The sequence below is a fragment of the Alcaligenes sp. PF14 genome (assembly GCF_037150615.1).
Classification (GTDB): Bacteria; Pseudomonadota; Gammaproteobacteria; order Burkholderiales; family Burkholderiaceae_B; genus Alcaligenes; species Alcaligenes phenolicus.
The window spans coordinates 832,239-857,568 of the sequence record NZ_JBAGRS010000001.1; the positions used below are offsets into that span (position 1 = coordinate 832,239).

Consider the following 25,330-nt stretch of genomic DNA (forward strand, 5'->3'; position numbering starts at 1 on the left):
TGTAACCCTGGAGCCAGCAGGCTCCAGGGGTGTTTTTCAAAGAGCATTCTGATGAATCACACTGATATTTCCCTGGTACGGCGGCGCCTTTTAGGCGCCGCAACTGTTTGGGGCCTGACGGCACCGTACTTGGCCTATGCTGCGCCTGGGCAGGGCACCTTTATCGAGCGCACCTTGCATCGCCCTGTGCCAGGCGGGGTGGCAGTGCTGGACCTGGGAGCGGGTGGCTCAGCGCCGGTGGTGCACTTTAATGGCAACCGTGTGCTGGTGATTCAGGATGCTGATCAGCGTTGGAAAGCGATTGTCGGACTGGACTTGAAAACCCAAGCAGGCCAGTACAGCATATCCGTGCAAGGACAGTCGGGCGTAGCGTTTCAGGTTGGCAGCAAGCGTTACCGCGAGCAGCGCATCACCCTGAAAAACAAGTCGCATGTGAATCCGGACCCGCAGCAGCAAGCCCGTTTTGAGCGTGAATACGAGGAGCAGATGCAGGCATATGCCAGCTTCCGCACAGAAGGCCCCAGCAATGTGGTCTTTGAAAAGCCGGTACCGGGTCGCCTGACCAGTCCTTTTGGTTTGCGCCGTTTCTTCAATGGTGAAGAGCGTAATCCACATTCGGGCCTGGACTTTGCCGCGCCTACCGGCACGGCAGTAAAAGTGCCCGCTGACGGGATCGTCACCATTGTGGCGGATTACTTCTTTAACGGTAAAACCGTATTTGTGGATCATGGTCAGGGCCTGATCACCATGTTTTGTCACTTGTCGGCTTTTGATGTGCGCGTAGGTGATCGTGTCAGCAGGGGCGATGTGGTGGCGCGTTCCGGCGCAACGGGCCGTGCGACTGGCCCTCATTTGCACTGGAATGTCAGTCTGAATAACGCACGGGTGGACCCCGCCATCTTTATTGGTGCATTCCAGGCCTAGGCAGGCCCTGCAAGGTTTTTCATGATTATCGGTTCGGCATATCGACGGGGCTTGCGAGACAGCGCCTCTATCGCCCTGGGCTATGTCCCCGTCGCGATTTCCTTTGGTTTGACCGCTGTGCACGCGGGCTTGTCACCCTGGCTGGCAGTGATGGTGTCCCTGATCGTGTACGCGGGGGCCAGTCAGTTCATTTTGATCAGTCTGCTGGTGGCAGGTGCCGCCTATCCCAGCATTTTAGGTATTGTGCTGCTCATGAATCTGCGCCATGTGTTCTATGGCCCAACCTTGATGGGCTTTTTTACCGGCCCAAGAACTGTCTCCAGTCTGTTCATGGCTCCTGGCCTGACCGATGAGGTCTTTGCCGCTTCTGCAGCCGGAGTAGCCCGCCAACCGGCCCAGGAGCAGGAGTCCTGGTACTGCGGCTTGCAACTGGGCTCTTACCTGTCCTGGGTGCTGGGCACCGCCGTGGGGGCCTTCTTCGCCAGCGATTTGCTCGGTCAATCTCCCGTGCTGGAAAAGACGCTGGGTTTTGTCTTGCCCGCCTTGTTCTTTGCCCTGTTGCTGGAAATCCGCCGATCTGCACCTGTGCCGGTGTTGGTGGCTGCCGCTGTAGGGGCTGTTCTGGCCATGGCTTTCTTGCCATCATATCTGGCGATTATTGTCGGCATGCTGGCCGGTGGTTTGATGGCCCTGCGCCGCGCTTAAGGAGTGGAGATGGATTGGAGTTTTCTGCTCATGATTGTGCTGGCGGGTCTGGGCACATTTTTGATTCGTTACTTGCCCTTGCGTCTGGGTGGACGACAAGGCAAGGTGGACCCCAGCCGCGTTTCGATCTGGCCACGCCTGTTTGGAGCCATTGGCCCGGCAGGTGTGGTGTCCTTGCTGGTTGTGTCTCTGATCTCTTTGCTGCGCCCTGAACATATGTCCCTGGACTTGCCGCCTTTGCTGGCAGGTCTGGCAGGGGTGCTGCTGGGCCGTCGCTGGCCAGGTGGCATTGCGGGTTCAACACTGACTGGCGTGCTGGCCTATGGCCTGTGCGTGGCTTACGTGGGTGTGTAAGTCGCTTGTCTCCCTGTTTCTGCCTTTGTGATATCTGGTGTCATGAGCCGGATGGGAGTTATTTGTGTGCTATTACAGCTTGTATGTGAGGCCCTGACATAGGGCACAGTGAGCACGGTAATGAGATCTGAAAAAAACGCCTGCTATTGAGCAGGCGTTTTTTGTACGGCTGAAAGCTGATTTGCAAGCGGGTTTAGCCCTTCACACGCACAATCTTCTGAACTTGCGGTACGTGACGGATGGCGCGAATCACGCGTGCCAGGTGGGTACGGCTATCAACCTGAACGGTCAGGTGTAGCACGGAGGTGGCAGCCGATTCGTCCGGCATGGAAATATGCAGGATGTTGGAGTCGGCATCGGTAATTTCAGCAGCCAGACGGCCAAGAACACCACGCTCGTTGATCGCAGTGACATCCAGACGGGTGGACAGGTGGCGGGCGGTATTGCTGTCCCACATGACAGGAACCCAACGTTCGGGCTCTTTGGCCTGGGCGCGTTGTGCCACCGCACACTCAGCCATATGAACAACCAAACCGTGACCCAGACGGATGCCGCCAATAATGGCGTCACCAGGCAGGGGGCCACAGCACGGTGCTAACTGTACAGCCTGACCTTCGTTACCGTGAATCAGAATCGGTGCAGAAGTGTTGGCGTTAATTTCGTCAAACTCGGCCGCAGTGGTTTCCAGCAAGGGGTTTTCTGGAGCAAAGCGGCGCGCCACGACGGCCGCCAAACGTTTGCCCAAGCCAATATCGGCCAGAATTTCTTCACGGGATGCAGCACCCGAACCCTTGGCCAGCTTGTCCCAGTTGGGATCGTCGTCGGTGGCATGTGGCAGGCTCAACTGGTCAAAGGCCTGATCCAGCAGACGGCGGCCAAAAGCAACGGATTCTTCGTATTTAACCGTGCGCAGGTAATGGCGGATTTCCGAACGGGCGCGGCCCGAACGGACGTAGTTCAGCCACTGAGCGCTTGGGCGAGCGGCGGGGGAGGTAATGATCTCTACCGAGTCACCGCTTTTCAGCTCGGTACGCAGCGGGGCAAACTCGCCATTGATTTTGGAAGCAACAGCGTGATTGCCTATATCGGTGTGAATGCTGTAGGCAAAGTCCACCGGAGTCGCACCACGAGGCAGGGAAATAATCTTGCCTTTGGGCGTATGGACATAAACGGCATCGGGGAACAGGTCAACTTTGACGTGTTCCAGGAATTCTGTGGAGTCGCCTGTCTGGCTTTGGATATCCAGCAAGGATTGCAGCCAGCGGTGTGTGCGCTTTTGCAGATCGTTCAGGGTGACGTCGTCTTCTTTGTACAGCCAATGAGAGGCCACGCCTTCTTCTGCCACGTGGTCCATTTCGCGGGTGCGGAACTGGAACTCGACAGGGGTGCCGTAGGGGCCAATCAAGGTAGTGTGCAGGGACTGGTAGCCATTCACTTTGGGGATGGCAATGTAGTCCTTGAATTTGCCCGGTACGGGGCGATACAGCTGGTGCAGCGTACCCAAGGACAAATAGCACTCGGGCAGGGTATGCACAATGACGCGAAAGCCATAAATATCCAGCACGTCCGAAAAGGACTTCTTCTGCTCGACCATCTTGCAGAAAATACTGTAGAGCGACTTCTCACGGCCGGAAATTTCGGCATCAATTCCGGCAGCAGGCAGGGCGATCTTGACGGCTTCGGTGATCTTGCCCAGCACTTCACGGCGATTGCCACGCGCTGCCAGCAAGGCCTTGTGCAGCACCTTGTAGCGATTGGGGTAGATCGCCTTGAAGCAGCGATCCTGCAGCTCGCGGAACAGGGCGTTCAGGCCCAGGCGATGCGCGATCGGAGCGTAAATATCCAGCGTTTCCTGGGCGACGCGGCGGCGTTTTTCCGGCTTGACCGCATCCAGGGTGCGCATATTGTGCAAGCGGTCGGCCAGCTTGATCAGAATCACGCGCACGTCACGCGACATGGCCAGCAGCATCTTGCGGAAGCTGTCGGCCTGTTGCTGTGTCTTGGTAGCAAACTCCAGGCGTTCCAGCTTGGACAGGCCGTCCACAATCTCGGCCACATCGGTCCCGAACTTTTCAGCCAGTTCCTGCTTGGTGACGTCCTGATCTTCGATCACGTCATGCAGCAGGGCCGACATCAAGGCATCGGTATCCAGCTTCCAGCCCGCACAGATTTCCGTGACGGCAATGGGGTGCGAGATATAGGGTTCGCCACTGGCGCGAAACTGCCCCAGATGGGCCTGATCGGAGAAACGATAGGCCTCCCGTACCCGTTCTACATCTTTCGGGTCCAGGTACTGCGAGATGATCTTGTGTAGCGGAGCCAGTGAGGCAATAGGAGGACTGGCACTTTCCTGGGCAGCTTGTGCCAGTGCCGGGGTGTTCTTGTCTTTAGGCTTGCGACGACCTAGCCGTGAACCTTTTTTAAGGACGGCCAACAGCCCAGACGATGCGCCCCGTAAACCAGAAAATGCCATACCGTGCTCCGCCTGTGCCTATCAGGTAGGAACTTTGCGCAGCATTTCCAGACCGGTCGCGCCGGAGGCGATTTCTCGCAGGGCGGTAACCGTAGGCTTGTTCTTGCTTTCCAGACGTGGTTCGTGGCCTTGAGCCAGTTCGCGCGCACGGTAGGCGGCTGCCAAGGTGAGCTTAAAGCGATTGGGGACTTGCTCCAGGCAGTCCTCGATAGTGATGCGAGCCATAGTAGACCTGTTATCAAAAAGTAATAAGAAGGAGATCAGCCCTGATTCAGCAGGGCATCTGCGCCTAATTGTTGAAAGAGTTGGCGATGCCGTACTGACTGAGTGGCAGTGCGCAAACGACTGGCCTGCACAATACTCAATAGCTGCTGTAATGCCGTATCAAAATCCTCATTGATAATAGCATATTGACAGTCATGAACATGGGCGATTTCGTGCTCGGCAGCCTCGAGGCGGCGGGCGATGATCTCTTCGCTATCTTGTCCACGTTTGCGCAAACGGGCCTGCAAGGTGGGCAAGGAGGGCGGCAGAATGAAAATGCCGACGGCTTCGGGGAAATGTTCACGCGCCAGGCGGGCGCCTTGCCAGTCAATTTCCAGCAACACATCGCGGCCTGCATTCAGGGCTTTCTGAATGGGTTCGCGGGGCGTGCCGTAGTAGTTGTCATGCACCTTGGCCCATTCCAGCATGGCGTTTTCTGCGACCATGTTTTCAAAACGCGCTTTGTCCACAAAGAAGTAGTGCTGGCCGTCGCTCTCGCCGGGACGGGGGGCACGTGTGGTGGCCGAGATGGACAGCATGATGTTGGAATCGTTGGCCAGAAGGGCGTTGACCAGACTGGATTTACCCGCCCCGCTGGGGGCGACAACCATAAAGACGGTGCCAGGATAGCTCGTGGACATGGAGAGCAGACTCTAGAAGTAGATTTTTATAAAAGAATTAATTGCTGCTTGGGTCGGTTTGCCCAAACTCATTCAAAACGGCCAGGATGCTGGCTTGGTCCGCGCACAGAAAGACCACCGTGTCATTGGGGTTCATGGAGAACAAAACGTCTTCCACTTCCTGCGGGGCATCTTCGGGCTGGGCAATGGCCATCACGTGCACATCGCCACCGGCTTCGAATTGCTCGGGCGGGACAATATGGGCGACCGCATCCAGATCAGGCTCGCTGATGGCCAGATAGGCCCAGACCTTGTGCTCCTCTTCCAAGGTGATCTCAAGCACATAGGCCGAGTCAGTCTGCTCGATGATTTGGCTTTGAATTTGCATAATGAAAAGAGTGTGTCAGCTAAAAGACAAGGTAGCGGTAACGGGAGCGTGATCCGAGGGCTGCTCATTGGCGCGCGGCTCGCGGTCAATATCGCAGGCCGTGCAACGGGCCTTGAGCGCGTCGGACAACAAGGCGTGATCAATACGCAGCCCCGCATCGCGGCGGAAGGCAAAACGACGATAGTCCCACCAGGTAAAGGGACTACCGCTTTGCTCAAACAGACGGTAGGCGTCGTGCAAGCCCAGTGCCAGCAAGCGCTCGAAGGCGGCCCGCTCGGGTGGGGATACCAGAACATCGCCGACCCACTTGGCAGGGTCGTGAACGTCCTGGTCGGCTGGGGCAATATTATAGTCGCCCAGAATGGCTAGACGGGGATACTGCTGCAATTCTTTTTCCAGCCAGTCGTGCAAGGCGGCAAACCATTCCAGCTTGTAGGTGTACTTTTCGCTTTCCAGCGATTGCCCGTTGGGGCAGTAGGCACAGATCACACGCACCGGGCCGTCAGGCGAGGGGTACGTGGCGGCCAGCAAACGCTGTTGTGGGTCTTCGTAGTTGGGTAGATTGCGTTGCACATCCGCGCCAGGCTCACGCGAAATCAGGGCCACGCCGTTATAGGTTTTCTGACCCGCCCAGTGAGCGTGATAACCCATTTCCTGAAAAGCCTCCAAGGGAAAACGCTCGTCGGGCAGTTTGAGCTCTTGCAGACACAGCACGTCTACGGGGTTGGCCTTGAGCCAGTCCAGAACTTGGGGAAGACGGACGTTCAGGGAGTTCACGTTCCAGGTGGTGAGTTTCATGGTGTCAGACAATCTCGGTAAATCAGAGAAAGCCGCTTGTACAGGGCTTTGCCGATAAAGGTAGTGCAGAGGCGGCCATCAGCGTGTTGGAAACGGGCAGGATGGCGTTTAGCGTGCGCGAATGCCGCCATCATATCAGCGCTAGCCAGGGACTGGTTTTAAAGCCAGCGCCACCGACAGGATGAAAATGGCCGATGAGCCTGGGCTTTGTTCTAGGTCGTAGTGAAAAACAGACATTTTCAGACAATAAATTTGTCCTCAAACTATCTGCATGTAACAGCCATAAAGTCAGGCGGCAAGACCCAAAGCGCGCTTGGGGCAGATTGATGTTTTTAGGGCACGAAAAAGAGGGTTTTTTGCGCAGATCACGCGCCTGCTTGTGTTAAATTGCAGGCCAAGTTGGAACGGTGGGCCAAAACCGATGGAAGGGCTTGGCCGCAGCGCGTAGTACAAGGATTTGATATGCAGGAAAAGGGAATAAAAAAATCGCCATAATGGCGACTTTTTCTGTGTGATCAAAACCGGAAAGAAGGCCAGTTTTGTCTGTCTTGAATGCAAGCAAGATGGAGGCGTGTGCTGGAATCGAACCAACCTGAACGGATTTGCAGTCCGTCACATAGCCAATCTGTCACCACGCCTTTTGTTTTGTCCTGGGACATGTAGAATTATGCCCAAGGACGTAGGGAAAAGCAAGTGTCACATGACGGGACGTGAAACACGGTACGATCTGCTGCGCAAAAGCGACTGACGTCCCTCCCTTTTTTTGCCGCCCCTGCGGCACTCCCTTGTATTAAGGACATGGCATGCAATATCAATTCCCCATTGTGATCATCGATGAGGATTTTCGTTCTGAAAATGCGTCTGGTCTGAGCATTCGTGTATTAGCAGATGCGATCGAGGCCGAAGGCTTCGAGGTGTTGGGAACCACCAGTTATGGCGATCTGAGTCAATTTGCCCAGCAGCAAAGTCGTGCCAGCGCGTTTATTTTGTCCATCGATGATGAGGAGTTCACGCAAGATGGAGACAGCGCCCCGGCGCTGGTCAATCTGCGTGCCTTTATTCGGGCTGTGCGTCGTCGCAATACCGATGTACCTATCTATGTGTATGGCGAGACCAAAACGGCTCGTCATATGCCAAACGATATCTTGCGCGAGCTGCAAGGCGTCATTCACATGTTCGAGGACACGCCCGAGTTCGTGGCGCGCCACATCGTGCGTGAAGCGCGCAGTTATGTGGAAGGCGTCAAGCCTCCATTTCTGAAAGCCTTGCTCGATTACGCCGAGGATGGCTCGTATTCATGGCATTGCCCCGGTCATTCCGGCGGCGTAGCCTTTCTGAAAAGCCCGGTCGGGCAGATTTTCCACCAGTTCTTTGGTGAAAACATGCTGCGTGCCGACGTCTGCAATGCCGTTGAAGAACTGGGCCAACTGCTGGATCACAACGGGGCCATTGGCGCCAGCGAACGCAATGCCGCGCGTATTTTCAATGCTGACCACTGCTTTTTCGTAACCAACGGCACCAGCACCAGCAACAAGATTGTCTGGCACCATGCCGTGGCTCCGGGCGATGTGGTGGTCGTGGACCGTAACTGCCACAAATCCATCCTGCACAGCATTGTGATGACGGGGGCTATCCCCGTGTTTCTGCGTCCTACGCGCAACCACTTCGGGATTATTGGCCCGATTGCGCGCAGCGAATTTGATATCGAGACCATTCGTGAGAAGATCCGCAAGCACCCCTTGCTCTCGCATCTGGATGCCGATACGGTCAAACCTCGTGTGCTGACGCTGACCCAGTCCACCTACGACGGCATTATTTACGACACCCAGGTGATCAAGAATGCCGTGGATGGTTACGTGGAAGTGCTGCATTTTGACGAAGCCTGGATTCCGCACGCGGCTTTCCATCCTTTCTATGGTCAGTTCCATGCCATGGGCAAGAACCGTCCGCGCCCGCAGGAAACCATGGTGTTCTCCACCCAGTCCACGCACAAGCTGCTGGCCGGCTTGAGCCAGGCCAGCCACGTGCTGGCACAGGACTCGGTCACCCGTAGCCTGGATCGTCATTTGTTCAATGAAGCCTATCTGATGCACACCAGCACCAGCCCGCAGTACGCGATTATTGCGTCTTGCGACGTGGCCGCTGCCATGATGGAGCCACCCGGTGGTCGTGTGCTGGTTGAGGAAAGCATTATTGAAGCGCTGGATTTCCGCCGCGCCATGCGCAAGGTCGAATCGCAGTTTGATGAAGACGATTGGTGGTTCAAGGTCTGGGGCCCGCCAACACTGGCAGAAGACGGTGTGGGCAAACCTGAGGACTGGATCATTACGGACGATGCGGAGCATAGCGAGTGGCATGGTTTCGGCCCGCTGGCTGATGGCTTCAATATGCTGGATCCGATCAAGGCCACGATTGTTACCCCCGGCCTGGATCTGACAGGCACATTTGGTGAAACCGGCATTCCGGCTTCTATCGTGACCAAGTTTCTGGCGCAACGTGGCGTGATTGTGGAGAAGATTGGCCTGTACAGCTTCTTCATCATGTTCACCATCGGCATTACCAAGGGCCGTTGGAACTCCCTGGTGACTGCGCTGCAGCAGTTCAAGGACGATTACGACCGCAACTTGCCTGTCTGGCGTGTTCTGCCGCAGTTTGCGCGCCAGTATCCTTGCTACGAGGAAATGGGCCTGCGCGATTTGTGCCAGCATGTGCACCAGTTGTACGCCAAGCATGACATTGCCCGTTTGATGACCGATATGTACCTGTCGGATGTAGTGCCTGTCATGCGTCCGGCTGATGCTTTTGCCTGCATTGCGCAGCGTCGCACGGAACGGGTCGAGATTGATCAGCTGGAAGGTCGGGTGACCACCAACTTGATCACACCTTATCCCCCCGGTATCCCGCTCCTGATTCCTGGTGAAGCCTTTAACAAGACGATTGTGGATTTCCTGAAGTTCTCGCGTGAACTGCATCGCCAGTGTCCGGGCTTTGGTACGGATATCCACGGTTTTGTGGAAGAGGTGGATGCCTCCGGTCAGAAGCGTTACTACGTGGACTGCGTGGCACAGTAAAGCAGTTTGCTATCCAGGGCCGGGGCAGGGCATCGGCCTTTGGGTAGAGCAGTGAAGCAAGCGGGCCTGATGAGGGATGTTCAGGGTTCTGAAAGACTTCCAGACTTGAAGTGTCTGTCATCAGGCCCGTTTTTTATGGGCTGTCTATCTGCCACGAATCTTTGTGACAGGTTCGTGTTGCAGAGGCTTGTTACAGACTTTGTGCTGTGCGCAAGGCACATTCCAGCAGCCGTGAAGTCAGTGCTTGGGGATCACGGTCTGCCCGCAAGATCGCCACAACCCGGCGTTGCAGGGCAGGTTGCTCAATCGGGTATTTATGCAGATTGTGCTCGTTCAGCAGGTTGTCGGGAATGCGGCTCGGCAAGATACAGTCCCCCAATCCTGAAGCGACCAGTCGCAACATGGCATCTATGGTTTCGACCTCCGCCACAAATTCGGGGTGCAGGCCGCTGCTGTGAATCATGCGGCGCAGGGCGTAATGGGGCGGAAAACCGATCAGGCGCAAGGCCTGGTGGCTTAAATCTGCACTGGGAAAAGGCTCCTGCTTGGCGGAGATGCGGCACATTTGGTCGTCAAACAAGGTGTGCGAGATCAAGCCGCCACAGTCCACCGCCGAGTCGTACACAAACCCCACATCGGCTTTACCACTTTCCACTAAAGCCACTACTTCGGGCGAACTGCGTCCCAATAAGGACAAATTCACGCCGGGATGCGAACTCATGAAAGTGGCAGCGACATCGGACATGAAGTAGTAGCTCAGGGTATGGACGGTGGCTAGCCTCACGGTGCCTGAATTGACGCCGTGCTCCTGGCGCACGGCGTGGATAGCGCTATCAATACGGCTATAGGCGGGTTCGATTGCTTGGCGCAGCAGCTCGCCCGCATCATTCAGGCTGACTCCGCGCCCGGTACGGTTAAACAGGGTTTGGCCCAGGCTTTGTTCCAGCGAGCTTAATTGTTTGCTCAGGCTGGATTGGCTTTGTCCCAAATCATCAGCTGCTTTGCTGACCGAGCCTAATTGTGCAATGCGTAAAAAACAGCGCAAGGAGCGATCCAGATGATCGGTGGGGCGGGATTCGTGCATGCCATTGTCTCTTTATTGTTGTACTCAAATGGGTGAAAAATGAGTTTTCAAGGGTGCCTGGGGGGCTATGTGAGCAGTCGCGTATTCAGGGCAGTTATTTTGGCTTGAATTGTCTATGAAAAAGCCTTGTTTTGAATTGCCTTTATTTTGTTCTAACGTCGCCTAATTTGCATTCATAATGCGCCCATATCATGATCAAAATTGATTTGTGGTCTAATCATTGATATAATAAAGAAATCGGGGCGCTAAGGGCAGCGCCCCCTGTCGATATTGAGCAGGAGTTATTCGTGAGCAAATCGAAACCAGTACGTCGTAAACAGGCCTTTGAGGTTGAGCCCCTGAATTGGGTGGCTCCCAAGAAAGCAGTCGTAGAAACCGATCAGGAAGCCAAAGTGGACGCGTCCAGCGACCAGGCTCAGGACAGCTAAGTTCTGACTGAAGGGTTAAAAAGCGCAAGCCTTGCAGCTTGCGCTTTTTTTATGCCTGCCTGTCTTGTATCAGGACCAGCGGCGATGGGCTTGGGTGGCCGGCAGATGCCCTTGCTCCAGCAGTTGCAGGCTGGCCTCTTCAAAGCGGTTCCAGGTGGCCAGAGCCAGTTGTGACCCTGTGCTGACACGGCGTACACCGATGGCGGCCAAATCGGGCACGTTCAGTCCCGGATGAATCAGCAGCACATTGAGGGGCGTAGGTGCCAGTGCCTGGACCACTTGGGCAATATCGTCCAGCTCGCGTAATCCGGGGGCGTAGACCACATCGGCGCCTGCCTGGGCAAAGGCTTTTAGCCGGGTTATGGTTTGTCCCAGATCCAGCGCGTCAATCAGCAGGCCTTCGCTGCGTCCTATTAACAGAACGTCCTCGCCACTGTCGATAATTGCTTGCTTGGCAGCCTGTATGCGGGCCACAGCCAACTCAAGTTCATACAGTTCGTCGCCATGGCGATCTTCAATGGATAAGCCTGCAATGCCGGTTTCAATGGCCAGGCGGACGTTTTCGGCGACCTGTTCGGGCTCATCGGCAAAGCCATTTTCAAAGTCGGCGTTCAGTGGCAGATTCGTGCTGGCCGCCAGCTCTCGCAAATGCGCCAGCAGGGCATCCCGGCCCACCTCAAAGTCTTCCAATCCCTTTGACCAGGCAAACGCAGCGCTGCTGCTGGCAATTGCCTGTGCACCCAGTCGTTCCAGACGCTTGGCTCCACCTATGTCCCAGGGGTTGGGCAAAATCAGTAAGCCACTTTCATGCAAGGCTCGAAAACGGCGTCGTTTTTCCTGTGTGCTGACGTTCATGCGGGACTCCTGAGAATAAAAAACGCAAACCGGAGTTTGCGTTTTGATGCCTGGCCGCGTTTTATTTTTTCTTGGCTTTCTTGCGGATCACCAGAACGGGGATTTCCGAGTAGGTCAGAACGTGCTGGGTTTCGCTGCCCAAGAGCAGGCGCTTGTAGCCCTTGCGGCCATGCGAGGACATGACGATCAGGTCAGCTTTCTGTTTTTCAGCGGTAGAAATAATGGCATCGGCCACCAGTTCGGACTTCACCACCAGGCCCTTGACCGAGACACCAATGTCTTTACCGGCTTGCTTGATGGCGGCCAGCTCGGATTGGGCGTGCTCTACCCAGGAGGCTTCGATACGGCTATCGAGCTTCTGGTCGATAATGGGGCCGCCCTCCAGGTAGCTTTGGCGATAGCGCGGGATGACGCGCAGGGCCAGCAATTTGGCGCCGCTGGTCTTTGCCAGATTCAGGGCATGGGTGACAGCGTGGGCGGACAGTTCTGAGCCGTCGGTACATACCAGGATACGCTCGTACATGAGGGGGAATCCTATAAAAAGGGTTATCAAGAACGTGTCTTGTGGGTAAGGTATCAAACCATACTGCGAATTACGGTCTTTGTGTCTGCTTTATGGTTTTCCATGGCAGCCGTGTATATTCGAGTGGACGTTTTTGTCAGCTTGGCTTTTTTATGCTGGTCATCATATCCCACCGGGATTGAGGGAGATTCATATGAAAGAAGTGGTTGTAGTCCAGGCATGCCGTACCGCGATTGGCGACTTTGGTGGTGCTTTGAAGAACGTGTCGCCTATCGAGATGGGCGCGACGGTATTGCGCGCAGTACTGGATCGCAGTGGCGTGTCGGCGGCAGACGTTCAGCATGTAGTGATGGGGCAGGTTATTCAGACCGAACCACGTGATATGTACTTGTCGCGTGTGGCGTCGGTGCAGGCGGGCGTGGGACACGGAACACCGGCCATGAACGTCAACCGTTTGTGCGGTTCTGGTCTGCAAGCCATTGTGTCGGCCGCGCAGGGTATTCTGGTCGGTGATGCCAAGGTGGCTTTGGCAGGCGGAGCAGAAAGCATGAGCCGTGCGCCTTATATGTCCAGTGCTCATCGCTGGGGCGCTCGCATGGGGGACTCGGTCATGATGGACATGATGACTGGCGCACTGACAGATCCTTTTGATCGCGTTCATATGGGCATTACGGCCGAAAATGTGGCCCGCCAATACGGCGTGACCCGAGCCGATCAGGACGAGCTGGCATTGGAATCGCACCAGCGTGCCCGTCGCGCGATCGAGCAAGGTTATTTTAAAGAGCAGATCGTGCCCATTATCCAGAAAAGTCGTAAGGGCGAGATCGTGTTTGATCAGGACGAGCACGTACGTCTGGACGCTACGATGGAAAACTTTACCGGCCTGAAACCTGTGTTCATGCCTGACGGCGGCAGTGTTACGGCAGGTAATGCCTCGGGCCTGAATGACGGTGCAGCCGCTGTCTTGCTGATGTGCGCGGAAGAAGCTCGCCAGCGTGGGCTGAAGCCTTTGGCCAAGCTGGTGTCCTGGGGGCATGCCGGGGTGGATCCCAGCATTATGGGTATTGGGCCAGTGCCAGCTAGCCGTCTGGCACTGGAGCGCGCCGGTTTGAGCGTGTCGGATCTGGATGTGATCGAGTCCAACGAAGCTTTTGCCGCCCAAGCGTGCGCAGTTGTGCGTGAACTGGGTCTGGATCCGGCACGTGTGAATCCCAATGGTAGTGGTATCAGCCTGGGCCACCCTATTGGCGCGACCGGCGCCGCTATTACAGTCAAGGCCTTGCATGAACTGCAGCGTGTCCAAGGTCGTTACGCGCTGGTCACCATGTGTATTGGTGGTGGGCAGGGGATTGCGGCGATTTTCGAGCGCCCTTGAACCTTGCTGATTATTTCTCTTTAGGCTTCGTTTAAAGAGCAGGAAAGCCGGAAGTGCTACGAGTCACTTTCCGGCTTTTTTTTCGGCATATACAAGTAAATCTTATAAAAACGCCGACTTGATTGTTTGTTTTTGTAATGGGCCCTAAGTATCCAGCCAATTGCATTGAATTGTTTTAAAAGTAACGCGTGGCTTGTGTGGCTGAGCATGAAGCCCTTGTTTTTTCTCATCGGAATAAAACGGAATAAAAGGAGATTCATATGCAAGAAGTCGTCCTGGTTCAAGCTTGTCGAACTGCTTTTGGTAACTTTGGTGGCTCGTTACGGAATGTGCCTCCCATTGAGATGGGGGCGGCAGTCATGCAGGAGGCGCTGGGCAGGAGTGGAGTAGCTGCCTCGGAGGTGGACCAGGTGGTGATGGGGCAGGTGGTGCTGACTGAGCCCCAGGATATCTATATGGCGCGGGCAGCCTCCATGAAAGCGGGAGTGGCTCATGAGGCTGTCGCGATGAGCGTAAACCGTTTATGTGCATCCGGTTTGCAGGCCATTATTTCGGCAGCGCAAGCGATTGTATTGGGTGAGGCTCGGGTGGCCTTGGCCGGCGGTGTTGAAAGTACCAGTCGAATGCCCTATCTGGCGCCAAGCCAGCGCTGGGGGAGTCGCATGGGCAGTGTGGCCTTGGTAGATGTCTTGTCGGAGATTTTCATCAGTCCTCTGACTCGGGAGCATGTGGGGGTGACGGGGGAGAATGTCGCCAGAAAATACGGTGTGTCCCGCTGTGAGCAAGATCAGTTGGCCCTGGAGTCGCACCGTAGAGCGGCTCGTGCCATTGAAAATGGGTACTTCAAGGAGCAGATCGTCCCGCTGGCGGCCCACGATGGGAGCATCTTCGAGCAGGATGAGCATGTTCGGCATGATGGCAGTCTGGAGCAGCTTGCCGCCTTGAAGCCTATTTTCCAGAGCGACGGGGGGACGGTGACGGCCGGTAATATCTTGGGTCTGGCGGATGCGGCGGCGGTGGTGCTGATGATGGAAGAGGGGCAGGCACGCCGTCAAGGCTTGAAGCCTTTGGGCAAGCTGCGCTCATGGGCGCATGCGGGCGTGGATCCTCAATTTGCGGGAATGGGGCCGGTGCCATCGACTCGCTTGGCGCTCAAGCGGGCGGGACTGACGGTAGCCGATATTGATGTGATCGAGTCCAATGAGGCGTTTGCAGCACAGGTGTGCGCCGTTGCCAAAGAATTGGATTTTGATCCGGAGCGAGTCAATCCAAATGGCGGCAGCATTAGCATGGGGCATCCTTTGGGGGCGACAGGAGCGGCACTGGTAGTCAAGGCCTTGCATGAGTTGCAGCGCATCCAGGGGCGGTATGCTCTGGTCACCATGTGTCATGGCGGTAGCGAGGGAGTAGCCATGATTATCGAACGTCAGTGAGCCGTTCCCCATCAAGTGATCGCTGTTATGATGGCGCCTTGCTAAAAAACGCCGGAAGTGGCGCAATGCCGCCTTCCGGCGCTGTTTTCTCTGTCGTCAGGCCATATCCAGGTTCAGGATTATGTGGGGTGCCACGTTGCTCCCGTGTGAGCCGGGCCGCCTGACTGCTTTGCAAGGAAGAGTTTCATGGCTGGTGAGCAGGGGGACGATAGTCCTACGTTGTCGGAAAGCGAAGGGATCCGTTATCTGCACTTTGGAACGGAGTGGATTCAAGGTGCAATGCGTATTCGCAAGCCCGCTGAATTGGTCTTGGCCTACACACAACAAATGATGGCCTGGCTGCTATTTATGGAAGACCCCAAACCCGAGCACAAGCTGGCTATTCTGGGGCTGGGGGCGGGTTCCCTGCTGCGTTTCTGCCTGAAGCAGACCAGCAGTCAGGTACAGACGGTGGAGTGGAATCCGTCGGTGATTGGCATGTGCACTGCTTTCTTCCGGCTGCCGCGCAGCCCACGGTCTCTGATTGATCAGGCTGACGCCGGTGTCTGGGTACAGGATAGCGATCAGCACAGTCAGTATCGCGCCTTGATGGTGGACTTGTACGACGCGCATGCCGAAGGCCCAGTACGTGACAGTCTGGAGTTCTATCAGGATTGCCGCGCGGTTCTGGATGATGAAGGCATCATGACGGTGAATCTTTTTGGTGCCCATCCCAGCTTCAAACATAATATTGACAACATTCGTGAAGCCTTTAATGGCAAAGTATTGCTCTTGCCTGAAATGGACGAGGGCAATCAGGTGGTTCTGGCCTTCAAAGGCAGCACGCTGGAGATGACGGCCGGAGAGCTGCTGAGTCGGGCCGAGCAAGTGCAGGCCGATTATGGTGTGCCGGCTACACGTTGGGCCAGGGAACTGCTCTCGTTCCGTCGCCAGATGCAGGACCAGTAGGGGAGCGGGGCAGGGATTACCTGAAGGGTCAAAGTCCTGTCGTTCGCGTTAGACTAAACACCTAAAATTTTCGTTTTTTTGCATCTAAGGAGTATTGGATGAAACTGATCAGATCGGTGCATCAGGTGGCGGCCGCTTTGGCTTGTGTAGGATTGATGTCGGGCGCTGCAGTTCATGCGCAATCTGTATCGGTATCGTCGATTGTGGAACATCCGGCTCTGGACGCCATTAAGGATGGAGTACACAAAGCGCTGACCGATGCTGGTTATAACGAAGCCTCCGGCTTCAAATGGCAGTTTCAGACCGCCCAGGGCAATCCGGCGATTGCCGCTCAGATCGCTCGTAAATTCGTCGGTGACAAGGCTGACGTGATTGTGGCCATTTCCACTCCTTCGGCGCAGGCCGTGGTGTCGGCAACCAAGACTATCCCTGTGGTGTATTCGGCCGTGACCGATCCTGTGGTGGCACACCTGGTGCCCAGCATGGCACCGTCGGGCACCAACGTGACAGGCGTGTCCGATGCGCTGGCACTGGAAGCCCAGGTTGATCTGATCAAGAAAGTCGTGCCTGATGCCAAGCGCGTGGGTATGGTTTACAACCCTGGCGAAGCCAACTCCGCCGTGGTCGTTAAAGAAATGAAAGAATTGCTGCCCAAGCACGGCATGACGCTGGTGGAAGCCACCGCGCCTCGTACCGTGGACGTGGGGGCGGCTGCTCGTAGCCTGGTGGGCAAGGTCGATGTGATCTACACCAATACCGACAATAACGTGGTGTCGGCCTACGAGTCCCTGGTAAAAGTGGGCGTGGACGCCAAAGTGCCTTTGATCGCTTCGGACACCGACAGTGTGGCCCGTGGTGCTATCGCAGCTCTGGGCGTGAACTACTACAACCTGGGTCTGCAGACCGGTCAACAGGTCATCCGTATTCTGAAGGGTGAAAAACCCGGTGATATGGCCTCCGAGACCAGCAGCAATCTGGAACTGTATGTCAATCCGGGCGCTGCCAAGCGCCAAGGCGTTTCGCTTAACGAGGACTTCGTGAAGTCCGCAACAAAAATCGTCGAATAAGCCTGATTTGACTGTTTCTTGCAGGTGGGTTGCCACAAGCTGCCCGCCTGTTTCTTTTGTATCCTAGACGTCCAACAATATGTCTATTTATTCAATGTGGGGGGCCCTGGAGATTGGTCTGATTTTCGGACTGGTTGCTCTGGGTGTTCTGATTTCTTTTCGCATCCTGCGATTTCCTGACCTGACGGTCGATGGTAGTTTTCCTTTGGGTGGGGCGGTTGCCGCCATCCTGATCAGTCAGGGCAATGATCCTTTCCTGGCGACTGTAGTGGCCACTTTTGCTGGTGCCATTGCCGGCACGATTACTGGCTGGTTGAACGTACGCCTGAAAATCATGGATCTGCTGGCCAGTATCCTGATGATGATCGCCTTGTATTCCATCAACCTGCGCATCATGGGCCGTCCCAATGTGCCCCTGATCATGGAGCCGACGGTCTTCACGATTCTGCAGCCCGAGTCCATCGCTGACTATATTGCTCGTCCCTTGATGCTGATTGGTTTGGTAATCATTTCCAAACTGGCGCTGGATTGGTTCTTCGGTACGCAAACTGGCCTGGCCATGCGCGCTACCGGCGCCAATGCGCGTATGGCCCGTGCTCAAGGTGTGGCAACTGGCAATATGCTTTTGCTGGGCATGGCTATTTCCAATGCCCTGGTCGCCTTGGCCGGTGCCTTGTTTGCACAATCGCAGGGTGGGGCGGATATCTCCATGGGTATCGGGACCATCGTGATTGGTCTGGCTGCCGTGATTGTGGGTGAAAGCATCTTGCCCGCACGCAAACTGTTCTACGCCACCTTGGCCGTGGTGCTGGGCGCGATTCTGTACCGTTTCTTTATTGCTTTGGCTCTGAATGCCGATGTGATCGGCCTGAAAGCGCAGGACTTGAACCTGGTCACCGCTTTGCTGGTTACCGTGGCGCTGGTGATTCCATTGCTCAAGAAAAAGCGTGCTCGTAAACAGAAGGGGGCCCAGTAATGTTAGAAGCAAAAGATCTGTCCCTGACATTTAATCCAGGTACGCCCATTGAAACCCGTGCCTTGCGCGGTTTGTCCCTGACCATTCCGGAAGGGCAGTTCGTGACCGTGATCGGTTCCAACGGTGCGGGCAAGTCTACTTTTCTGAATGCGATCTCGGGCGACCAGTCTGTTGATGATGGCCAAATCATGATCGACAAGGTAGACGTGACTCGCCGCCCGGTCTGGGAGCGAGCCAATTGGGTAGCACGTGTGTTTCAGGATCCAATGGCCGGTACCTGTGAAGATCTGACCATTGAAGAAAATATGGCGCTGGCCACCTGCCGTGGCAGCCGCCGTGGTCTGAGCCGTGCCGTGCGTCACTCCATGCGCGCTGAATTTGCAGAGCGTCTGGAAACCTTGGGTCTGGGTCTGGAAAACCGTCTGACAGACCGCATCGGATTGTTGTCCGGTGGCCAGCGTCAGGCCGTCAGCCTGTTGATGGCGGCCTTGCGTCCTTCCAAGATCTTGCTGCTGGACGAACATACGGCGGCACTGGACCCGCGTACGGCTGACTTTGTTTTGCAACTGACCAATCGGATTGTGCGTGAAGGTGGCCTGACCACCATGATGGTCACGCACAGTATGCGTCAGGCTCTGGATGTGGGTGATCGCACGGTCATGTTGCACCAGGGCAAGGTGGTTCTGGATGTCAGTGGTGAACAGCGTCAAGGCCTGGATGTGCGAGATTTGCTGGAGATGTTCGAGCGGGTTCGGGGCGAGACTTTAGCCGACGATAGTTTATTGCTAGGTTAGGAAGCACTATCCCGGATTTGGAAAACCGCGTGAACTCTGAGGGTTAAACGCGGTTTTTTTATATTCAAGAAACCGTAGGTATATGATAATACGTGTTCTTTTGGCATAGGCAGACAGCGGAGCGGGTGCAAGGGGGTAGCTGGCTAATCGTAGTCGCCAAATAATGGCAAGATCGAAATGAGTCTCATCGCAAATTTTCCTGTTTGATTTGCGCTTTTTCGACATATACTTGCTGCTTGTCCAAACCATACAATCCAGTCAGTTTAAGCGTTAAACTCCCATGCAACGCTTAGCTCAGGAGTTCTTCATGTCATTTCAAAGCTTGTTGGGTCGGCAGACTTTTCGTATTGCTGCCTTCTCTTCCTTGGTTCTGCTCGCCGCTTGCGGCAACAAAGAGCCTCAAGCTCCGGCCGGCGGGATGAAGGTCCCAGTCAGTGTGATTACCGTCCAACCGACCTCTACCGAGTTGTTCTCCGAGCTGCCTGGACGAGTCGAAGCAATTAAAGATGCACAAATCCGCGCCCGTGTTTCCGGGATTGTGGAAGAGATCAACTTTGAGCAGGGCGCTGATGTCAAACAAGACCAGCTCTTGTTTACCATTGACCCGGCTCCGTACCGTGCAGTTCGTAACCAGGCTGCAGCTCAGCTGAAAAACGCCCAGGCTGACGCACAAAGTGCCAAGCAGTTGGCCCAGCGTTACGAGCGTCTGATCAAGGAAAATGCAGTTTCCCGCCAGGATTACGACAACGCCAAGGCCCGCGCCATGCAGGCCGATGCCGCCATTGCCGCTGCACAGGCGACCCTGGACAGCGCCAATATTGATCTGGGCTACACCAAGATTGTGTCGCCCGTGTCGGGCCGTATCGGCAAGTCCCTGGTTACCGAAGGTGCTCTGGTTTCCGCCGCCAACGCCACCCATATGGCCACCGTGCAGCAACTGGACCGTGTCTATATTGACGTAACGCGTTCCACTGCTGAACTGACGCAGCTGCGTCGCGCCATGGCCGATGGCACCTTGAAGTCGGCTGGTGAAGGCCAGGCCAAGGCCAAGGCCAAGGCCGTTCTGGAAGATGGCTCCCTGTACGATCAGGATGGCGCTTTGCTGTTTAGCGGTGTCAGCGTGGATCCATCCACCTCGCAAGTAACCTTGCGTGCCGTGTTCCCTAATCCTGACGAAATCCTCTTGCCCGGCATGTACGTACGCGTACGTCTGGAACAAGGCGTCATTCCGGATGCCTTGCTGGTGCCCGCCCAAGCTGTTCAGTACACCTCGGATGGTGCTTCCAACATTTATGTAGTTCGTGAAGAAAAAGCCCAGTCCGTACCTGTCGTGTTGGGACCTGAGAGCGATGGTCAGTATGTGGTCAACAAAGGCCTGCAAGCTGGCGACCAGATCATTGTCGAAGGCTTCCAGAAGATTCGTCCCGGTGCCCCTGTCCAGACGATGCCTTGGAAGGGCAACAAGTCAGCCGCTGCACCTGCTCCTGATGCGGCTCCCGCACAGGAACCGGCCGCCGCTGCTGAGCCAAACGAAGCCAAGTCTAGCGAGTAAGCGACATGCCTCAGTTTTTTATTGAAAGGCCCATTTTTGCATGGGTCGTTGCCTTGGCGATCACGCTATTTGGCTTATTGGCTTTGCCCAATATGCCTGTAGCGCAGTATCCCGATGTGGCACCACCTTCGGTCACCATCCGGGCGACCTACCCAGGTGCAACCGCGGAAGACGTTGCCAGTACGGTAGCCAGTGTGATCGAAGATCAGCTGAACGGTGCCAAAGGCCTGCTGTACTACGAGTCCGTCAGTGACTCCTACGGCTCGACCGAAATCACCGCCACGTTCCGTCCTGGTACCAATCCTGACATGGCTCAGGTAGACGTCCAGAACCGGGTCAGCAACATTACTGCGTCCTTGCCGACAGCGGTGATGGAGCAGGGCCTGCACGTGGAGCAGTCCAGTACCGGCTTTCTGCAAGTGGTGACCTTGTCCTCCACGGATGGCAGTCTGGATCAGACAGCTCTGGCTGACTACATCGAACGCAATATCAAGAACACGATTTCTCGTGTTCCTGGTGTGGCTCGCTTCCAGCTGTTTGCATCCGGTCGCGCCATGCGTGTGTGGCTGGACCCTGCCAAGCTGGTCGGTTACCAGATGAGCCCAGCGGACGTGACCAACGCGATTCGTCAGCAAAACATGCTGGTGTCTGCCGGTATTCTGGGTGGCCCACCCAATCAGGACAGTCAGCGTGTGGCCGCACCCATTACGGTGAACGGTCAGTTGGCAACCGTGGAAGAGTTTGAAAACATCATTCTGCGCTCGCAGCCTGATGGCTCGACCGTACGTATTAAAGACGTCGCTCGTGTGGAAGTGGGGGCGGACAACTACCAGTTTGGTGCCCGTCTGAACAGCAAGCCAACAGCGGCTTTTGCTATCTCCCTGTTGCCTGAAGCGAACGCGCTGGATACTGCCGCGGCAATCAAAGTCGAAATGGAGAAGTTGGCCGAGTTCTTCCCGGAAAACATCCGCTACGACATTCCTTACGACACCTCGCCCTACGTGGACAAGTCCATCACCCAGGTGGTTTACACCTTGCTGGAAGCCATGGTGCTGGTGTTCATCGTGATGTACGTGTTCCTGCAAAACGTGCGCTACACCCTGATCCCTGCACTGGTGGTGCCGGTGGCTATCTTGGGGGCGTTCGCGGTGATGCAGGTGCTGGGCATGTCCGTGAACGTGCTGACCATGTTCGCGATGGTGCTGGCCATTGGTATTTTGGTGGACGACGCGATCGTGGTGGTGGAGAACGTCGAACGTATCATGGTGGAAGACGGGCTCTCGCCTAAGGAAGCGACCAAGAAAGCCATGCCGCAAATTAGTGGCGCTATTGTGGGTATTACGCTGGTGCTGTCGGCCGTGTTCTTGCCCCTGGCATTCATGGCCGGTTCGGTGGGGGTGATTTACCGTCAGTTCTCGGTGGCCATGGCCGTGTCGATTGCCTTCTCCGGCTTTTTGGCACTGACCTTTACACCTGCCTTGTGCGCGACTTTGTTGAAACCTATCCCCAAGGGTCATCACGAAACCAAGCGTGGCTTCTTTGGTTGGTTCAACCGTGTCTTTACGCGTACCACCAATGGTTACGAAAGCTTTATTGGCAAGACCTTGCGTCGTGGCGGTCGGATGATGTTCATCTACCTGATCATGGTGCTGGTGCTGGGCTTCCTGTACATGCGTATGCCAACCGCGTTCTTGCCCGAGGAAGATCAGGGCTACGTGATTGCCAACATCGAACTGCCTGCCGGTTCGACGGCCAACCGTACGATTGAAACCATCTCCAAGGTAGAGGACTACTTCAAGGAGCAGCCTCAGGTTGAAAACATCATTGCCGTGCAAGGCTTCAGCTTTAACGGTAGTGGTTTGAACTCGGCGATTGCCTTTGTGCCCTTGAAAGATTTCAACGAACGTAAAGGCAAGGAAAACTCGGCTCAAGCCATTTCCGGCAAGGCCATGGGCCAATTGCTGTTCGGTTTGCCCGACTCCATGGTGATCGCGATTGTGCCACCCGCTATTTCTGCTCTGGGTAACTCCTCGGGTATTGATATGCGTCTGGAAGACCGCGGCGGCATGGGTCACGATGCCCTGATGGCAGCCGCGGATCAGTTGCTGGCCCTGGCCAAGGCAAGCCCTGTGTTCGATCCACAGAGTGTGCGTATCACGGGCTTGGGACCTGGCAAACAGATTCGTCTGGAAATTGACCGAGACAAGGCGGCTGCCCTGGGTGTGAACTTCAGCGAAGCTTCTGCCTTGATCAGTGGCGCCCTGGGCTCGTCTTTTGTGGGTAAATTCACCAACCAGGGACGTGTGCAAAGTGTCTGGGTACAAGCTGATGCGCCATATCGCATGACCATCGACGATGTGCTCAAGCTCAACGCTCGCAACAGCGAAGGCAAGATGGTTCCGCTGTCGGCTTTTGTCAGCCAGACGACCGAACAAGGTCCGGTACAGATCGTGCGCTACAACAGCTACGAGTCTGTCCGTATCGGTGGTGGCCCCGCTCCAGGCTATACCTCGGGTGAAGCCATGATCGAGATGGAAAACCTGATGAAGCAGTTGCCTAGCGGCTTTGGTGTGGACTGGACAGGTCTGTCTTATCAAGAGCGTCAGGCCGCAGGCCAGTCCGCTATCTTGATGGGCTTGGCGGTTCTGGTGGTGTTCATGCTGCTGGCTGCCTTGTACGAAAGCTGGGCGATTCCGCTGTCCGTGATGCTGGCCGTACCGTTGGGTATGCTGGGTTCGGTCTTGCTGGTCTCCGGTCTGGGTATGCCTAACGACGTGTACTTCCAGGTGGGTATCGTGACGGTGATCGGTCTGTCAGCGAAGAACGCGATTCTGATTGTGGAGTTTGCCAAGGATGCCTACGCACGTGGTGCTACCTTGATCGACGCCACTCTGGAAGCCGCTCGCTTGCGTTTCCGTCCTATCTTGATGACCTCTTTCGCCTTTGTGCTGGGTGTGGTGCCTCTGGCTACCTCGACTGGTGCGGGAGCTGCCAGCCAGAACGCCGTGGGTCTGGGTGTGCTGGGTGGTATGTTGGCCGCAACGCCCTTGGCTGTCTTGATGGTGCCGACCTTCTTTGTCGTGATCCTCAAGCTCTTTAAAACTAAACCCCGTCTGTTTGGCGAAGCCGCTAAATTGCACGAGGAAGAACAGGCCAAACAAGCTGCACAGCCGGCCGGTTCGCAAGGAGGACAGCACTGATGTCTAGCATGTTTTTACGTAGCCCCTTGGTGCTGGCCGTGGCGTTTGCCTTGTCGGCTTGCTCCTTGGCACCGAAGTACGAGCGTCCTGATTCTCCCGTGCCCGCACAATTCCCTCTGGCCCAGCAGGGCCAGGCGGATGCGGCACAGGCTGCTGATCTGGGCTGGCGTGAATTCTTTACGGATCCGCGTCTGCATGCCCTGATCGAGCAGGCTCTGGAGAATAACCGCGATCTGCGTATTGCCACCCAGCGCATCGAGGAAGCTCGCGCGCAATACGGCGTGGCACGCAGTGACCAGTTGCCCAGCATTGGTGTGCAGGCGGCCGAGCAGGCCACCCACACACCGGCTGAGCTGCGTCCTGGTGGCCCAAATTCGGCCCCCGTAACCCGTACGTTCCAGGCCGGTGTCGGTATCACTGCTTTCGAGCTGGACTTCTTTGGTCGAGTGCGTGATCTGGCTCGTGCTGCTCAAGAACAGTACTTTGCCACCGAGCAGGCTCAACGTACCGCCCATATCGCCCTGGTGGCGGGCACCGCCGAAGCCTACTTCAAGGTACGTACTGCCGAAGAACTGCATGCTTTGATGAGCAATACCTTGCGCAGCCGTCAAGAGACATTGCGCCTGGTGCAGTCTTCTTACGATGCCGGTACGGTGTCGGCGCTGGACCTGAACCAGGCCAAGGTGCAATACAACACCGTGCGTTCCGATATGCAGGCTGTCGAGCGTGATCGTCAGCGTGCACTCAATGCCTTGCAGGTCTTGTTGGGCGGTGAAATACCGGCTGACTTGCCAGCAGGCTTGCCCTTTACCCGTGCTCAGCTGATGCCTAGCTTGCCTGTAGGGTTGTCGGCAGAATTGCTGGAGCGTCGTCCTGACATTCTGGCCGCCGAGCACGCCTTGCGTGGTTCCAACTACAGCATCGGGGCAGCACGCGCTGCTTTCTTTCCGCGTCTGAGCCTGACCGGTCTGCTGGGCTTCATGAGCCCCGAGCTGGGTGGTCTGTTCAGTTCGGGTAACCGTTACTGGCAATTCCAGCCGCAAATTACCATGCCGCTGCTCTCGGGCAGTACCTGGGCCAATCTGGATCTGGCCGAGGCTCGTCGTGACATTGCGATCAGCCAGTATGAAAAAACCATTCAGGAAGCCTTCCGCGAAGTGGCTGATGCTCTGGCGGGCGAAGCCACCTACGGTCAGCAGATCGACGCCTTGCAAGAGGTTGATCAGGCTGCCAGCGAAAGCTTGCGTCTGGCCAAGCTGCGTTACGAAGTGGGTATAGACAGCTTCCTGCAGGTGCAAACGGCGGAAGTCAGCCTGTACGGTACGCGTCAAGCCTATATTCAGACTGGCCTGGCATCCCTGATGAATCGGGTCGAGTTGTACAAGGCTTTGGGTGGCGGCTGGACAGCTGAAACCGTCAAGCCTGAAACAAAGACCCAGGCCACTGGGACAGCACCGGAGTAAACAGGCGATAATACGTCTGGTCATTCATCCCTGAA

Annotated in this window: 22 protein-coding genes and 1 tRNA gene; 14 read left to right on the forward strand and 9 right to left on the reverse strand. The window is 56.0% G+C overall.

Annotated features, from left to right (window positions below; genetic code table 11):
• Positions 1-51: 51 nt before the first annotated feature.
• The 3 genes from WFM49_RS03840 to WFM49_RS03850 are packed head-to-tail and all read left to right on the forward strand — an operon-like array spanning position 52 to position 1,983.
• Entirely contained in the window at positions 52-924 is an 873-nt protein-coding gene (locus tag WFM49_RS03840; protein ID WP_336971749.1) for a peptidoglycan DD-metalloendopeptidase family protein, read from the forward strand.
• 21 nt (positions 925-945) lie between these two features.
• Positions 946-1,629 (forward strand): AzlC family ABC transporter permease, encoded by a 684-nt coding sequence (locus tag WFM49_RS03845; RefSeq protein ID WP_060185142.1) that lies wholly within the window; start codon positions 946-948, stop codon positions 1,627-1,629.
• A 9-nt stretch (positions 1,630-1,638) separates the two neighbouring features.
• A complete protein-coding gene (locus WFM49_RS03850) occupies positions 1,639-1,983 on the forward strand; it encodes an AzlD domain-containing protein (RefSeq protein ID WP_009457110.1) in 345 nt (114 codons plus the stop codon).
• 193 nt (positions 1,984-2,176) lie between these two features.
• On the opposite strand, the gene WFM49_RS03855 is transcribed toward WFM49_RS03850, so the two are convergent.
• From WFM49_RS03855 to WFM49_RS03880, 6 genes are all read right to left on the reverse strand, one after another.
• Positions 2,177-4,456: a RelA/SpoT family protein gene (locus WFM49_RS03855; RefSeq protein WP_009457108.1), complete on the reverse strand. Its 2,280-nt coding sequence runs from the start codon at positions 4,454-4,456 to the stop codon at positions 2,177-2,179.
• A 21-nt stretch (positions 4,457-4,477) separates the two neighbouring features.
• Entirely contained in the window at positions 4,478-4,681 is a 204-nt protein-coding gene (gene rpoZ, locus WFM49_RS03860; protein WP_003799665.1) for a DNA-directed RNA polymerase subunit omega, read from the reverse strand.
• Positions 4,682-4,716: 35 nt separating this feature from the next.
• Positions 4,717-5,361: a guanylate kinase gene (gene gmk, locus WFM49_RS03865; RefSeq protein WP_021446541.1), complete on the reverse strand. Its 645-nt coding sequence runs from the start codon at positions 5,359-5,361 to the stop codon at positions 4,717-4,719.
• Between the two features lie 37 nt (positions 5,362-5,398).
• Positions 5,399-5,728, reverse strand: coding sequence for a hypothetical protein (locus WFM49_RS03870; protein ID WP_009457104.1), 330 nt, complete (start codon positions 5,726-5,728; stop codon positions 5,399-5,401).
• Positions 5,729-5,743: 15 nt separating this feature from the next.
• Positions 5,744-6,526, reverse strand: a complete 783-nt coding sequence (xth, locus tag WFM49_RS03875) for an exodeoxyribonuclease III (protein WP_336971754.1) — start codon at positions 6,524-6,526, stop codon at positions 5,744-5,746.
• Positions 6,527-7,090: 564 nt separating this feature from the next.
• Positions 7,091-7,164 (reverse strand) — tRNA-Cys (locus WFM49_RS03880).
• Between the two features lie 165 nt (positions 7,165-7,329).
• Between WFM49_RS03880 and WFM49_RS03885 the strand changes: the two genes are divergently transcribed.
• Entirely contained in the window at positions 7,330-9,597 is a 2,268-nt protein-coding gene (locus WFM49_RS03885) for an arginine/lysine/ornithine decarboxylase (RefSeq protein WP_021446542.1), read from the forward strand.
• Between the two features lie 190 nt (positions 9,598-9,787).
• On the opposite strand, the gene WFM49_RS03890 is transcribed toward WFM49_RS03885, so the two are convergent.
• Positions 9,788-10,681, reverse strand: a complete 894-nt coding sequence (locus tag WFM49_RS03890) for a LysR family transcriptional regulator (protein WP_009457094.1) — start codon at positions 10,679-10,681, stop codon at positions 9,788-9,790.
• Positions 10,682-10,968: 287 nt separating this feature from the next.
• Here WFM49_RS03890 and WFM49_RS03895 point away from each other — a divergent pair, with 287 nt between their 5' ends.
• On the forward strand, positions 10,969-11,109 hold the full coding sequence (locus WFM49_RS03895; protein ID WP_021446543.1) for a hypothetical protein: 141 nt from the start codon (positions 10,969-10,971) through the stop codon (positions 11,107-11,109).
• Positions 11,110-11,178: 69 nt separating this feature from the next.
• On the opposite strand, the gene WFM49_RS03900 is transcribed toward WFM49_RS03895, so the two are convergent.
• Complete coding sequence (locus WFM49_RS03900) at positions 11,179-11,964, reverse strand: isocitrate lyase/PEP mutase family protein (RefSeq protein WP_336971758.1); 786 nt, start codon at positions 11,962-11,964, stop codon at positions 11,179-11,181.
• A gap of 61 nt (positions 11,965-12,025) precedes the next feature.
• Entirely contained in the window at positions 12,026-12,487 is a 462-nt protein-coding gene (locus WFM49_RS03905) for a universal stress protein (protein WP_336971760.1), read from the reverse strand.
• Between the two features lie 193 nt (positions 12,488-12,680).
• Between WFM49_RS03905 and WFM49_RS03910 the strand changes: the two genes are divergently transcribed.
• The 9 genes from WFM49_RS03910 to WFM49_RS03950 all read left to right on the forward strand — a co-directional run bounded on the left by WFM49_RS03910 (position 12,681) and on the right by WFM49_RS03950 (position 25,295).
• Positions 12,681-13,862 carry an acetyl-CoA C-acyltransferase family protein gene (locus WFM49_RS03910; RefSeq protein WP_009457088.1) on the forward strand — a complete coding sequence of 394 codons (1,182 nt, stop codon included), beginning with the start codon at positions 12,681-12,683 and terminating at the stop codon, positions 13,860-13,862.
• A 260-nt stretch (positions 13,863-14,122) separates the two neighbouring features.
• Positions 14,123-15,295 (forward strand): beta-ketothiolase BktB, encoded by a 1,173-nt coding sequence (gene bktB / locus WFM49_RS03915; RefSeq protein WP_009457084.1) that lies wholly within the window; start codon positions 14,123-14,125, stop codon positions 15,293-15,295.
• Positions 15,296-15,481: 186 nt separating this feature from the next.
• Positions 15,482-16,243 carry a spermidine synthase gene (locus tag WFM49_RS03920; protein WP_336971762.1) on the forward strand — a complete coding sequence of 254 codons (762 nt, stop codon included), beginning with the start codon at positions 15,482-15,484 and terminating at the stop codon, positions 16,241-16,243.
• A gap of 98 nt (positions 16,244-16,341) precedes the next feature.
• Complete coding sequence (locus WFM49_RS03925) at positions 16,342-17,310, forward strand: ABC transporter substrate-binding protein (protein ID WP_009457081.1); 969 nt, start codon at positions 16,342-16,344, stop codon at positions 17,308-17,310.
• 79 nt (positions 17,311-17,389) lie between these two features.
• Positions 17,390-18,286 carry an ABC transporter permease gene (locus WFM49_RS03930; RefSeq protein WP_336971764.1) on the forward strand — a complete coding sequence of 299 codons (897 nt, stop codon included), beginning with the start codon at positions 17,390-17,392 and terminating at the stop codon, positions 18,284-18,286.
• Positions 18,286-19,080: an ABC transporter ATP-binding protein gene (locus WFM49_RS03935; protein ID WP_009457077.1), complete on the forward strand. Its 795-nt coding sequence runs from the start codon at positions 18,286-18,288 to the stop codon at positions 19,078-19,080. The genes WFM49_RS03930 and WFM49_RS03935 overlap by 1 nt, the downstream gene beginning before the upstream one ends.
• Before the next feature lie 307 nt (positions 19,081-19,387).
• The gene (locus tag WFM49_RS03940; protein ID WP_336971766.1) at positions 19,388-20,632 is read left to right on the forward strand and encodes an efflux RND transporter periplasmic adaptor subunit; all 1,245 of its coding nucleotides are present in this window, start codon (positions 19,388-19,390) and stop codon (positions 20,630-20,632) included.
• Between the two features lie 5 nt (positions 20,633-20,637).
• Positions 20,638-23,832, forward strand: coding sequence for an efflux RND transporter permease subunit (locus tag WFM49_RS03945; RefSeq protein ID WP_021446545.1), 3,195 nt, complete (start codon positions 20,638-20,640; stop codon positions 23,830-23,832).
• Positions 23,832-25,295, forward strand: coding sequence for an efflux transporter outer membrane subunit (locus WFM49_RS03950; RefSeq protein ID WP_254499175.1), 1,464 nt, complete (start codon positions 23,832-23,834; stop codon positions 25,293-25,295). Before WFM49_RS03945 ends, WFM49_RS03950 begins: the two co-directional genes overlap by 1 nt.
• The last annotated feature ends 35 nt before the right edge of the window (positions 25,296-25,330 follow it).

What these genes read in the sequence shown, in the direction of transcription:
- WFM49_RS03925 (WP_009457081.1), top strand. Translation starts at nt 16,342, where the DNA reads ATGAAACTGATCAGATCGGTGCATCAGGTGGCGGCCGCTTTGGCTTGT.
- WFM49_RS03885 (WP_021446542.1), top strand. Translation starts at nt 7,330, where the DNA reads ATGCAATATCAATTCCCCATTGTGATCATCGATGAGGATTTTCGTTCT.
- WFM49_RS03920 (WP_336971762.1), top strand. Translation starts at nt 15,482, where the DNA reads ATGGCTGGTGAGCAGGGGGACGATAGTCCTACGTTGTCGGAAAGCGAA.
- WFM49_RS03945 (WP_021446545.1), top strand. Translation starts at nt 20,638, where the DNA reads ATGCCTCAGTTTTTTATTGAAAGGCCCATTTTTGCATGGGTCGTTGCC.
- WFM49_RS03910 (WP_009457088.1), top strand. Translation starts at nt 12,681, where the DNA reads ATGAAAGAAGTGGTTGTAGTCCAGGCATGCCGTACCGCGATTGGCGAC.
- bktB (WP_009457084.1), top strand. Translation starts at nt 14,123, where the DNA reads ATGCAAGAAGTCGTCCTGGTTCAAGCTTGTCGAACTGCTTTTGGTAAC.
- gmk (WP_021446541.1), bottom strand. Translation starts at nt 5,361, where the DNA reads ATGTCCACGAGCTATCCTGGCACCGTCTTTATGGTTGTCGCCCCCAGC.
- WFM49_RS03840 (WP_336971749.1), top strand. Translation starts at nt 52, where the DNA reads ATGAATCACACTGATATTTCCCTGGTACGGCGGCGCCTTTTAGGCGCC.
- WFM49_RS03845 (WP_060185142.1), top strand. Translation starts at nt 946, where the DNA reads ATGATTATCGGTTCGGCATATCGACGGGGCTTGCGAGACAGCGCCTCT.
- WFM49_RS03940 (WP_336971766.1), top strand. Translation starts at nt 19,388, where the DNA reads ATGTCATTTCAAAGCTTGTTGGGTCGGCAGACTTTTCGTATTGCTGCC.
- WFM49_RS03855 (WP_009457108.1), bottom strand. Translation starts at nt 4,456, where the DNA reads ATGGCATTTTCTGGTTTACGGGGCGCATCGTCTGGGCTGTTGGCCGTC.
- xth (WP_336971754.1), bottom strand. Translation starts at nt 6,526, where the DNA reads ATGAAACTCACCACCTGGAACGTGAACTCCCTGAACGTCCGTCTTCCC.
- WFM49_RS03930 (WP_336971764.1), top strand. Translation starts at nt 17,390, where the DNA reads ATGTCTATTTATTCAATGTGGGGGGCCCTGGAGATTGGTCTGATTTTC.
- WFM49_RS03890 (WP_009457094.1), bottom strand. Translation starts at nt 10,681, where the DNA reads ATGCACGAATCCCGCCCCACCGATCATCTGGATCGCTCCTTGCGCTGT.
- WFM49_RS03935 (WP_009457077.1), top strand. Translation starts at nt 18,286, where the DNA reads ATGTTAGAAGCAAAAGATCTGTCCCTGACATTTAATCCAGGTACGCCC.
- WFM49_RS03900 (WP_336971758.1), bottom strand. Translation starts at nt 11,964, where the DNA reads ATGAACGTCAGCACACAGGAAAAACGACGCCGTTTTCGAGCCTTGCAT.
- WFM49_RS03950 (WP_254499175.1), top strand. Translation starts at nt 23,832, where the DNA reads ATGTCTAGCATGTTTTTACGTAGCCCCTTGGTGCTGGCCGTGGCGTTT.
- WFM49_RS03905 (WP_336971760.1), bottom strand. Translation starts at nt 12,487, where the DNA reads ATGTACGAGCGTATCCTGGTATGTACCGACGGCTCAGAACTGTCCGCC.
- rpoZ (WP_003799665.1), bottom strand. Translation starts at nt 4,681, where the DNA reads ATGGCTCGCATCACTATCGAGGACTGCCTGGAGCAAGTCCCCAATCGC.
- WFM49_RS03870 (WP_009457104.1), bottom strand. Translation starts at nt 5,728, where the DNA reads ATGCAAATTCAAAGCCAAATCATCGAGCAGACTGACTCGGCCTATGTG.
- WFM49_RS03850 (WP_009457110.1), top strand. Translation starts at nt 1,639, where the DNA reads ATGGATTGGAGTTTTCTGCTCATGATTGTGCTGGCGGGTCTGGGCACA.